This window comes from Aquisphaera insulae (genome assembly GCF_011064615.1).
GTDB classification, from domain to species: Bacteria; Planctomycetota; Planctomycetia; order Isosphaerales; family Isosphaeraceae; genus Aquisphaera; species Aquisphaera insulae.
This window is the reverse complement of sequence record NZ_JAALJH010000101.1, coordinates 17,602-29,082: the sequence shown is the minus strand read 5'-3', so window position 1 is coordinate 29,082 and position 11,481 is coordinate 17,602. Positions and strand designations below refer to the sequence as shown.

The 11,481-nt window shown below is 68.9% G+C and carries 8 protein-coding genes; 7 read left to right on the top strand and 1 reads right to left on the bottom strand.

From position 1 onward, the window contains the following. Positions 1–644: DNRLRE domain-containing protein (locus G6O54_RS31875; RefSeq protein ID WP_165233144.1), on the bottom strand; the 644-nt coding region annotated here is incomplete at its 3' end. A gap of 194 nt (positions 645–838) precedes the next feature. On the opposite strand from G6O54_RS31875, the gene G6O54_RS31870 reads away from it, so the two are divergent. From G6O54_RS31870 to G6O54_RS31840, 7 genes are all read left to right on the top strand, one after another. Beyond that, a complete protein-coding gene (locus G6O54_RS31870) occupies positions 839–1,420 on the top strand; it encodes an ECF-type sigma factor (RefSeq protein ID WP_165233123.1) in 582 nt (193 codons plus the stop codon). A gap of 153 nt (positions 1,421–1,573) precedes the next feature. Then, a complete protein-coding gene (locus tag G6O54_RS31865) occupies positions 1,574–4,306 on the top strand; it encodes a serine/threonine-protein kinase (protein WP_250847185.1) in 2,733 nt (910 codons plus the stop codon). Positions 4,307–4,642: 336 nt separating this feature from the next. Further along, the gene (locus G6O54_RS31860) at positions 4,643–7,036 is read left to right on the top strand and encodes a type VI secretion system Vgr family protein (protein ID WP_165233118.1); all 2,394 of its coding nucleotides are present in this window, start codon (positions 4,643–4,645) and stop codon (positions 7,034–7,036) included. 3 nt (positions 7,037–7,039) lie between these two features. Next, the gene (locus G6O54_RS31855; protein WP_165233114.1) at positions 7,040–7,429 is read left to right on the top strand and encodes a hypothetical protein; all 390 of its coding nucleotides are present in this window, start codon (positions 7,040–7,042) and stop codon (positions 7,427–7,429) included. Further along, positions 7,413–7,589, top strand: coding sequence for a hypothetical protein (locus G6O54_RS31850; RefSeq protein ID WP_165233111.1), 177 nt, complete (start codon positions 7,413–7,415; stop codon positions 7,587–7,589). Before G6O54_RS31855 ends, G6O54_RS31850 begins: the two co-directional genes overlap by 17 nt. 34 nt (positions 7,590–7,623) lie before the next feature. Further along, the gene (locus G6O54_RS31845) at positions 7,624–8,010 is read left to right on the top strand and encodes a PAAR domain-containing protein (RefSeq protein ID WP_165233109.1); all 387 of its coding nucleotides are present in this window, start codon (positions 7,624–7,626) and stop codon (positions 8,008–8,010) included. Positions 8,011–8,034: 24 nt separating this feature from the next. Continuing rightward, positions 8,035–11,469: an RHS repeat-associated core domain-containing protein gene (locus G6O54_RS31840; protein WP_165233106.1), complete on the top strand. Its 3,435-nt coding sequence runs from the start codon at positions 8,035–8,037 to the stop codon at positions 11,467–11,469. Positions 11,470–11,481: the final 12 nt, after the last annotated feature.

Genomic DNA, 11,481 nt, shown 5'->3' with positions numbered 1-11,481 from the left:
TCCGGATAGTCTCTCAGTTGGGCGTTAGAAAACTCCCTGGACGCAAACTCTTGATAGTTCCCTTCGTAGCTACGAAGCAGCAGACCGAAGTTGGGCACAGTCGAGGAAACCCAATCTTGAACCAGACTGGTAATGTTCCAAGTAATCGGCATCCCCGTAAGTGCACCAGAACTAGAGTTGGTGCTGTAGGGCGCGACATCAGGTTGATTCGTCGTACCTGCATAGTCACCGCCGTTCCAGAGCGGTCCATCGGCATTGGGCCGGTTCCACGTTGCCTCGTATTCCGACCAGGCAGTCGTCAGTCGATAAATCTCCATCGGCTTCCCGAATACATTGTAGTGATCATTAAAGATCAAGTATGTGTACAATGTAAGATGTGCAGAGATTACGATACTCCCTTGCGGTATGGCCGATAGATCGAACTGCATGAGCGTCCTCTGGATGGAATTGATCCCTGTTTGATTCGAGTAGACGCCAATCTGGATGTCACTCCCATCATTCACGTCGGGAGCATTCGTGAAAATCCGAGTGTCGGCGATGGGATCTAGGCTGATTAGATCCGCTCGAGTCCGGGCGACTGCCAGGAGGAAGGATGCTAGTAGCGTGACTACCGCAAGTCGTGCCAAGGATGATCGCGAACTCATGACATTTTCTCCATGATCTTGGGACTGCTGTATTCGTTTATCTCCCCCGTGCAATCGCGCCGCCTTTCTGATAGACTGCGTGCAGCCTGGGAGCGATGGGGCGGACTTCCAGCCCCGTCAAGAGTCATCTCCGACAGACGCGGACGAGAGGCGCACGGTTTCTCTTGATTTTTTTCCGCGAGGGGGGCAGCTCGATGGAGAGTGGGCTCGAGCTGGGGAAAAACGAGGGCCGGGATCGGCTGGCGGCGGTGCTCCTGATGCTCAGACCGGAGGCCCGAAGATTGCTCGATCAGGCCGGGGGGGCGGCGGGGTCGCTCTGGTCGGGAGACCTCGTGGGGGAGGCGGCGGTCCGGCTCTTTCGTTGCCAGAGCGTGGCCGAGCATCCCGATCCGCGGTATGTCTGGAGGTCGGGGCGGAGGGCGCTCCGGGATTCGCTCGTCGAATGGCTGAGGACGCGCAAGGCCCGGAAGCGATCGGGACGATTCGCGCGGATCTCACTGCAGGAGGTGACCTTCCCGCTCGTCGATCGCCGCGGGCCGCGTCCGGAGGCCGTACGGACGGAGGTCCGGATGCGGGACGCGCTCGAGGAGTCGCTCGAGCGGCTCGATCGGGCCGAACCGAAGGCGGCCCGGGCTTTTCGACTCTGCTGCATCGAGGGCCTCTCGGTGTCGGCCGCGGCCGACGTGCTATGCCTGTCGTCACGGACGATCGAGAAGTACCTGGCGGTGGCCCGCGTCTGGCTTCGGCGGGACCTGGACATCGGCGGGGCCCGTTGAGATCCTGATGACGGCCGGCGGTGGTTGACCCCTCTCCCTGCCCCTCCCCGACTCAGCGAGGAGGGGACCGCAAGGCTCGCCTCGCACGGCAGGCTTCCTCGCTCAGACACCGCGGGATTCTCGTCATTGAGGGTGAGGAATTGCGGCGTGGCGATGCCCGTCCGCTGGGCGAGTCGCGAGGCGGCGGTGGCGCTGGGGGGGGCAACGGCGATGAGCGCTCCGAAGGACAGGGAGAGTATCCGGGTCTACCTCGATCTCCTCGACCTGGAGCCGTCCCGGCGTCGGCTGGAGTTGTATCGCCGCTGCGCCGGGCAGCCCGAGCTGATTGCGGCGGTGGAATCCCTCCTCGATCGCGAGACCGTCGCGGGCGCCGGCGGATCGCCGAGGATCTTGCCTCCGACCGACCCGGGGCCGGATGCCGTCGAGCAGCCGGGCCTGGTTGAAACCATCCCCGACGCCCCCGGGCCGGTCGACTCGTATCCGCCGGGAACGCCGATCGGCCCCTACCGGATCGAGCGAGTCATCGCCCCCGGAGGGATGGGGGTCGTCTATCTCGCCCGCGAGGAGGGCATCAGGCGGCCGGTCGCCCTGAAGGTCATCCGGGGGCCGGTCTCCGAGCGGGCGAGGCGGCGGTTCCTCGTGGAGCGGCAGGCGCTCGCCGACCTGGTGCACCCGAACATCGTCACGCTCTACACCGCCGGGACCACGGAGCGGGGCGAGCCGTATTTCGCCATGCAGTACGTCGACGGCTCGACGCTCAACGACCGGCCTCGTGAGCCCCTGGCGACGCCTCGCGAGTGTGCCCGGATCCTGCTCCCGGTCGTCGATGCGGTCGCGTACGCCCACGACCAGGGGGTGATCCATCGCGACCTGAAGCCGGCGAACATCCTCGTGGACGGGGCCGGCCGCCCCATGGTGGCCGACTTCGGCCTGGCGCATTCGGTCCGCGATCCCCGGCCGGCGACGCAGACCCAGGTCGGCCGGCTCTCCGGCACGCCCGGCTACATGGCGCCGGAGCAGATCGCGGGCGGGCCGGGATGCAAGAGCGAGCCGGTGGACGTGTACGCGCTGGGCGGCCTCCTCTACTTCCTCCTCACCGGGCATGATCCGCACGAGGGGGGCTCGGCGCTGGAGATCTGCACGCGGGCCCTCCGCCAGCCTCCCACGCCGATCCGACATTTCCGCCGGGATGTGCCGCGAGACCTGATCACGCTCGTCGAGAAGGCCATGGAGCCGGCCCCCGAGCGGCGACTCTCCTCGGCACGCGTGCTGGCCGACGACCTGCGTCTCTTCCTCGAAGGCAAGCCGATCACCACCCGCCGGACGTCCCCGGCGGAGCGGGCCGCCCGCTGGGGCTGGCAACACCGCGTCGGCGTGGCGGCGGTGGTGATCCCCGTGCTGGCCGTCCTGGTCGGCTCGCTGGTCGTGCTGACGGGCATGAACCGCAGGCTGAGCGACTATGCCAGGCAGGTGGACCGGAAGAACGACGAGCTCGTCCAGTTGACCCGCGACTATGCCGTCGCGGCCGAACAGGAAGGACGCAACGGGGGGATCATCACGCCGAAATTCCGGGAGCTGTCCTCCCGGTTCGCCGAGGGCATCGATCGGATCGTCCGCGACTGGGGTAGGACAGCGGCGCCGACCGACCTGCTCTACGGCCAGGCTTTGGCCCATTTCCAGGTCGCCCGTGCCAACCAGAGCCAGGGTCGACGCGAAGCCGCGTTCGACGAATACAGGCGCTCCATCGCACGACTCCGCACGGAAGCCGAGGCACACCCCGATCGACCGGATATCCGCTATGACCTGTTCCGAGCCCTGGCGACCTATGGCCGGGCGGTCGCCCCCAGGGATCGTGCGCTTGCGATCGCACTCCATCGCGAGGCCTGCGAGGTTGTGAACAAGCTCGCCGGCGATTACCCGGGCGAGCCCGATTACCGCGACGCGATGATTGCCCAGATGATCAACCTCGGACGGACTCTCGCGGAGTCGAAGTATTTCGAGAGCATGGCTCATCTTCAGGAGGCAGCCCATCTGGCGGACCAGCTCGTGGCGTCGTCGGACAGCAAACCGATGTACCGGCGAAACCTCGCCCTGGCGCATGGTTGCCTGGCGACCAGCCTGCACGCAAATGGCCGGCTCGACGAGGCCGACTCCGAAGCGATGCGAGGCGTGGACGAGGGAGCCCGCCTCATCCGCGATCTCCCGGACGACCTGGTTTTCTGGGATGAGCAGGCGGCGAGGTTGACGGGGCTGGCGACGATCCGGGCGGACCTGGGGGATCTGCCGGGGGCCGAACTCTGGGCCGAGCAGGCCGTCGACTTTGCGGAGCGGATCGCGGCCGCGAATCCCGCGCTGTACGCCCACGCCGAGCGGCGCTTCGTCCCCTGGCGGCTTCGTGCGGAGATCCGGCTGGCCCAGGGCAAGAAGGCGGAAGCCCTGGAGGATTTCCGGGTGCTCGACGAACGGCTGGACGCCCTGCACGATTCGGGTGGAGATCGCGAGAACGCGTTCCTCCGCCACGGAGCCCGGACCTTTCGGCTGGACCGTCGGCGGGCCGAGCGCATCGTCGCCGCCGCGGCGCCGATCCTGGCGGCCTCGCCGACCGATGAGGTCGCCAGGATCGCGTTGACTCGCGCCGACATCGCCCTGGGGAAGGATGAGGACGCGCTGCGGCTGGTCACCACGGACCTGCCGATCGAGGTTGCCCGGCAGTCCCCTCATCTGTGCCTGGCCGTCATCGCCCAGGCCCGCCTGGGCCTCAGGAGCGACGCCCAAGAGTCGATCGAGCGGCTCTCGCGGGCCGTGCCCGCTCACCATTCCGAGTGCCTCTTCCTCGCCCGGCTTCGTCGCGAGGCCGAGGAGCTCGCCAGGTCGCCCGGCGAATGAATCGAACGGGATCGACGGCCTCCGCCGGCAAGTCGCGCAATCCGGTGGGATTAAGGTGTCCCGATTCGGGACCTGCCGCCGTATACTGGACGTTCCTCTCCGTTGCGGCACGTGAACGCGATTCCAATCGGACACGAGGCTGACCAGTCTCGTGACCGGTCCGGGGTACTTTCGACGATAGGGCTCCGGGATGACGCCGGAACCTGTGCGGGGCTCGGCTCCGCGGATGTTGAACGGGCGCGGGTTTCCTGACAGAATGCGTTCCGCCCTCGAACACGCGGGCTCCTTCGGGCAAGGCGGGCCGGTCCGGATCATAACGCCAGGGAGACGACCAGCATGCCCGTGTATACCCAGGCCCACAGGCCGATCGCGGTGAAGACCCCGCTCGGCGAGGATGTCCTGCTGCTCCAGGCCGTCTCGGGGGTGGAATCGGTCTCGAAGCTCTTCTCGTTCCGGCTCGAGATGCTGGCGGAGTCGGAGACCGAGATCGCCTTCGACGGCGTCCTCGGGCAGTCGGCGACGGTCTCCTTCCTGATGGCGGACGAGACGCCCCGATACATCAATGGCATCATCAGCCGGTTCAGCCAGGGTCATCGGCTCCCCTCGGCGCTCGGGCCGGGATTCCTGACGCGGTATCACGCCGAGCTGGTGCCGAAGGCGTGGCTGCTGACGCGGCGGACGCAGAGCCGGATCTTCCAGCAACTGACCGTCCCGGAGATCCTCAAGAAGGTGCTGACCGGGCTCGACGTGGCGTACCAGCTCCAGGGGACGTACAAGGCGCGGGACTACTGCGTGCAGTACCGCGAGAGCGATCTCGACTTCGCCGGCCGGCTCATGGAAGAGGAAGGGATCTTTTATTTCTTCAAGCATTCCGCGGGCGGCCACCAGATGGTGGTCGCCGACACGCCCCAGAGCCACGACGACGTCCCGGGCGACACGAAGCTGATCTACGAGGAGGCCGAGGGGGGGCTCCGCGAGGAGGACCGGGTCTTCTCGTGGGAGAAGACCCAGGAGCTGAGGTCGGCCAAGGTCACGCTCTGGGACCACTGCTTCGAGCTCCCCGGCAAGAACCTGGAGGCCGTCAAGCCCACGCTCGATGCCGTCCAGGCGGGCAAGGTCTCCCACAAGCTCAAGGTCGCCGCCAGCGAGGGCCTGGAGCTTTACGATTACCCCGGGGCCTACGCCCAGCGGTTCGACGGCGTCGCCCCGGGCGGCGGCGACCGCGCGGCGGACATCCAGAACATCTACGAGGACAACGGCCGGACGGCCGCCATCCGGATGCAGCAGGAGACGGCCCCCGCGCTCGTCGTCGACGGCCGGAGCACCTGCCGGCAGCTCACGGCCGGCCACAAGTTCACGCTCGATCGCCACTTCAACGCCGACGGCTCGTACGTGCTGACCGAGGTCTCGCACGACGCCTCGATGGGCGACGCCTACGTCTCCGGCAGCGAGGCGACCCCGTCGTACGAGAACGCCTTCCGCTGCATCCCGTCCGCCCTCCCCTTCCGCCCGGCCCGGAGCACGCCTCGGCCCACGGTCGAGGGGACGCAGACGGCCGTCGTCGTGGGCAACGCCGGGGACGAGATCTTCACGGACAAGTACGGCCGGGTGAAGGTGCAGTTCCCCTGGGACCGGCAGGGGAAGCACGACGCCGACAGCTCCTGCTGGATCCGCGTGGGGACGCCCTGGGCCGGCAAGCAGTGGGGCATGGTCCACATCCCTCGGGTCGGCCAGGAGGTCATCGTCGCCTTCGAGGAGGGGGATCCGGACCGGCCGATCATCGTCGGCAGCGTCTACAACGCCGACCAGATGCCCCCCTACGCCCTGCCGGCCAACATGACCCAGAGCGGCATCAAGTCGCGGAGCTCGAAGGGGGGATCCGCCGCCAACTTCAACGAGATCCGCCTGGAGGACAAGAAGGGCTCGGAGCTGATCACCATCCACGCCGAGAAGGACCAGTCGATCTCGGTGGAGAACGACGAGTCGCACACCGTCGGCCACGATCGTTCCAAGACCATCGATCATGATGAGACGACCCACGTCAAACACGATCGCACCGAGACGGTCGACAACAACGAGACCATCACGATCGGCGTGAACCGGGCCGAGAAGGTGGGGGCCAACGAGACGATCGCCATCGGCGCCAACCGGACCGAGACGGTCGGCTCGAACGAGTCGATCACCGTCAGCCTCACGCGGACGCGGATGGTGGGCATCAACGAGTCGATCACCGTGGGGGCCGCCCAGGAGATCACCGTGGGGGGGCTCCGCGCGGTCACCGTGGGGGCCGCCCAGACCATCACGGTGGGGGCCGCCCAGGCGGTCAGCGTCGGCGGAGGCCAGACCGAGAGCTACGGCGGCAAGCACACGCAGACCGTCGGCAAGACCCAGACGGTCACGGTGGCGAGCGACGGCAAGTACACGCTCGGGGGCAAGCGCGACACCTCGGTGGGCAAGGACGACAACCTGAGCGTGAAGAACAAGCTGACGATCGACGCCGGCGACGAGATCATCCTCAAGACCGGGTCGGCGAGCATCACGATGAAGAGCGGCGGCACCATCGAGATCAAGGGGACGAGCATCACCATCGAGGGCTCGACCAAGATCGAGGAGAAGGCCCCCAACATCACGTCGGACGCCAGCGCCAAGAATCTCATGAAGGGGGCCATGGTCAACGCCGAGGCCTCGGGCATCAACACGATCAAGGGTTCTCTGGTGAAGATCAACTGACCGATGGAATCTCCCGATCCGTTCCACCCGGCGTTCCGATTCGTGCTGGCCGGCCTGGCGACCTGGCGGCTCGCCTTCCTGGCCGTCCGCGAGGCCGGGCCCGCGGGCGTGATGGAGCGGCTCCGGGCGGGTGCCGCCGCCGGGCCGCTGGCGGGGCCGCTTGGGTGCGTGAAGTGCGCCGGCGCCTGGATCGCGCTGCCGATGGCCTTCTTCGTGGGCGGGGGATTCGCCGAGGTCCTCGTGGCCTGGCCGGCGCTGGCGGGGGTGGTCGCCCTGATCGACGAATGGCTGAAGCCGCCCTTCGAGTGGCGTGAGGAGGCGGACGATGGGGTGCTGCGGGGAGGGCGGGGCGATCTCGATGGGCCGGGCCCATCGGGTGAGGCTCCGCTATGAGGGGGGCCCGTCGGTCGCGGTCGCCGGGCCGGCGACGGGGCGGACCTATCGCTTCTCGGGGCGCGAGCGGGTCCAGCTCGTCGACCCGCGGGACGCCCCGGGGATGGCGCGCGGCGGGATGTTCCGGGTGATCGGGGTGGTCGAGACGACGGGGCTTTGAACTTCGATTCGGGCGGAGGGAGGGAGGACGGACCATGGGCAAGCCGGCGGCCAGGCTGGGAGACACGACGCAGCACGGATCCCCCCTGCTCGGGGCACCCTGCCCCACCGTCCTCATCGGCGGCAAGCCGGCCTGGAGGATCGGCGACCAGCATACCTGCCCGATCCCCAACGCCCCCCCTCCGGCCTGCTCGGGCACGCCGCACGGGCCGGGCGCCACGACCCCGATCCCCGACGGCGCACCCGGCATCTGCATGATCGGCGGCAAGCCGGCCGCCCGCGTGGGCGACATCGTCATGGAGCCCGGCGCCCTGATCCCGCTGCCGCCTCCCAACAACATCGTCGTCGGCGAATTCACCGTCCTGATCGGCATGGGCGGCGGTGGCGGCGGCGGGGGCAGGGCCTGCTCGACGTGCACCTGACGCGTCGCCGAGGGAGTCGCCGCCATGTGTGTCAACGTCGCGACGGGGGTCGTCACGCAGGCCGCCCGGGAGTTCCTCCTCGGCGGCGAGATGCCGTTCAACATGCTCAGGACCTACGCGTCGGACTCGGGGCGGCTCGGGCCGCTCGGCTGGGGTTGGTCCTCCGATCATGAGCGGTGGGCCCGGGTCGAGGGCGACGTCGCCATCCTCTTCGAGGGGGGCGTGGAGGTCGCGCGTCGCGGCCCCCTGCCCCTGGATCGCGAGACCTGGTTCGGGCGCGAGACCCTGGGCGCGATGCGGGTGCTCCGGACGGCCCAGGGCCTGATCGTCACCACGGCCGGCCGCCGCCGCCTGGAGTTCGCCGCCCCGGCCCGCGAGCAAGATCCCTGGCCGCTCCGCACGCTGGGCGACCTCAACGGCAACGTCATCGCCTTCGACCGCGACGACGACGGCCGGCCGGTCCGCGCGACGGACTCTCGGGGCCGCCGGTTCGCGCTCGGCTACGAGCGCGGCCTCCTGGTGGAGATCACGCTCCGGGTCGCGGACGTCGACCCGGTGGTCCTGGCCCGGTATGAGTACGACTCCCGGAAGGACCTCGTCGCGGCGTGGGACGCGTCCGGCGCCGTGCGTCGATACGAGTACGACGATCATCTGCTGGTCCAGGAGACCAACCCATCCGGGGGGAGCCGGTACTACGCCTACGATCGGGATCGCCGCGCGGTCGCCACCTGGCTCGACGGCGGGATCCGCTACCGTGGCCTGGAACGCGACCCGGCGCGGAGGACCGCCTTGCTGGTCGACTCCGAAGGCTGGGGCACGCTCCATCGGTTCAACGAGGCCGACCTCTGCTACGAGAAGGTGGACGCGCTCGGGCAGGTCAAGCGGACCTTCTTCGCCGCGGATTTCAGCCCGATCTACTCGGAGGACGAGGAGCTCGGCCCGATCCACCTGGAGAGCTATGACCCGGCGACCCGATCGCTCACGACGATCGACGCCGCGGGGGCCGCGACGGTCGTCCAGTTCAACGAGATGAACCAGCCGATCCGGTCCATCGGCCCCGAGGGCCATGCTTGGGAGGCGGAGTACGACGAACGCGGCAATCAGCTCACGCTCTCGTCGCCGCTCGGACGCCGCTGGTCCCACTCGTACGACGCTCGGGGGCGGGTGGAGCGGATCGTCGAGCCGGGGGGCCGGCAGATCCGGGTGCGGCGGGAACGGGACGGGATGACGATCCGCTACGAGGATCAGCTCGGCGGGTTCGCGACCTGCGAGCAGGACGGGTTCGGCCGGCTGGTCGCGTACACCGACGAGGCGGGACGGACGACCTCCTGGTCCCTCGACATCCTCGGCCGGCCGGCATCGATCCGGCTCCCGGGGGGCGGAGTCGTCCGCTTCCGCCGCGACGCGGAAGGGCGGCCGCTCGAGGTCCTCGGCCCGATGGGCTACCGGGAGCAGAGGACTTACGACCGGTTCGGCCTGCTCCTCTCCGCGACCGACGCCGCCGGCCGCGTCCACCGCTACGAATACGACGCGGAGCAACGCCTGGTCGCCGCGACGGGCCCGCGCGGAGACCGGGCGACGATCGACCACGATCGCCTCGGCCGGCCGCAGCGGATGACCTATCCGGATGGGCGTGCCGAGGTCTTCGAGTTCGACCCCCAGGGGTACGTCACGGCCGTCCGCGATCCGGGCGGGACCCGCCTGACCTTCGAGTACGATGCGATGCGGCGGCTGACCGCGAGGAGGCATCCGGACGGCCGCGAGACGACCTTCTCGTACGACCCGTCCGGCCGGATGACGGCCGCGGCCAGCCCCTGGAGCCTCGTCGAGATCGAGTACGACGCCGACGGCCGCGCGGTGAAGGAGGTCCAGGCGGCCGGGACTCTCTCGCACGACTTCGACGCCGGGGGCCGGCGCCGGGGGCTCGGCCTCGACGACGGCCGGATCGCCTCGTACGACTACGACCCGCGCGGCCGGCTCGTGGAGCTCGCCGACGCGGCCGGGCGGGTGCTCCAGTTCCGCCACGACGCCCGGAGTGTCGCGGTGGAAGTGCTCGACTCGGCGGGGATCTCGGAGCGGTCCGAGTACGGCGCCACCGGCCTGCTCGACCATCGCCGCGTGATCGATCTCCGCGGGGAGGTCCTCCACGACCGGGAGTACCGGCGCGACGAGGGAGGGCGGGTCGCCTCGGTGGTCGACCACAGGCTCGGGGCGACCACGAACTACCGCTACGATCGGGCCGGCCGGCTGGAGTCGGTCGAGCGCGACGGCGCGGTCCTGGAGGCGTACGCCTATGACGCGGGGGATAACCCGGTGCGGTCGCACGACCGCGACCGGTACGAGTACGCCCCCGGCGACCGGCTCACGGCGGCCGGCGAGATCCGCTGCGGCTACGACGCGGTCGGCAACCTCGCCTGGATCGAGCGGGGAACGGAGCGTACCGAATTCCACCGCGACTACGAGAACCTCCTGACGCGCGTGGATCATCCGGATGGCACCTCCACCGAGTTCCTCTACGACGCATTCCATAGGCGGATCGCCTCCGTCCGCGACGGGCGGACGACGGAGTACGCCTGGTGGGGCGATCGGATCGTCGCGGAGTCCGGCCCGGACGGCCTCATCACCCACGCGCACACGCCGGGGGGCTTCCAGCCGGCGACCCTGGCCCACGGCGGGGCCTCGAAGCGATACGTGACGGATCACGTCGGCTCCCCGCAGGCGCTCGTGGATCAGGCCGGCGCGGTCGTGGAAGAGGTCCTCCCCGCCGGCTTCGACCGGCCCGCGGTCGGCGGCCGGCTCTTCCCGGGGCAGTATCTCGACCGGGCGACCGGCCTGGCCTGGAATCGTCATCGCGACTACGATCCGTCCCTGCGCCGGTATATCTCGCCGGACCCGGTCGCCTTCTATCCGGCGGGGAGCGTCTATTCGTACGCGGCGGACGACCCCGTGAACGCCATCGATCCCCTCGGCCTGACCTGCTATCGGGCGGAATGCGACGACGCGTTCAAGAGGATGGACAACGCGATGAACACCGAGCATCATCCCCCCAATCCGGTCCAGGCGCCGCACCCCGGCACGCAGGTCCCCAACCACAAGGGGCTGAAGCAACGCATCGACGAGTTCAACGCCAATACCGGCTGGATGCCGCTGACGCGGAATCCGGGGGATCCGGCGGGCGGCGGCTCGGGGCAGGCCAATACGATCGCCTCGCACTACGACCAGTACTGGACGCTCCAGGATCACCTCCGGAACGCGCAGAATGACTGGTGGACCAACGGCTGCACTCCCGCCAACACGAGCGACCCGGCACGGGCCGCCCAGGTCGAGGCGGACGCCAACAACCTCAACACGTACACGCCGCCCGTCCCGGAGCCCAACCCGGAGCAGTCCCGGTTGATGGAGGGGATCCGGATGTTCCGCCAGGATGCCGGCAGCGGGCTCTGGCTGCCGGTGCACTGAGGCCATCTCGAT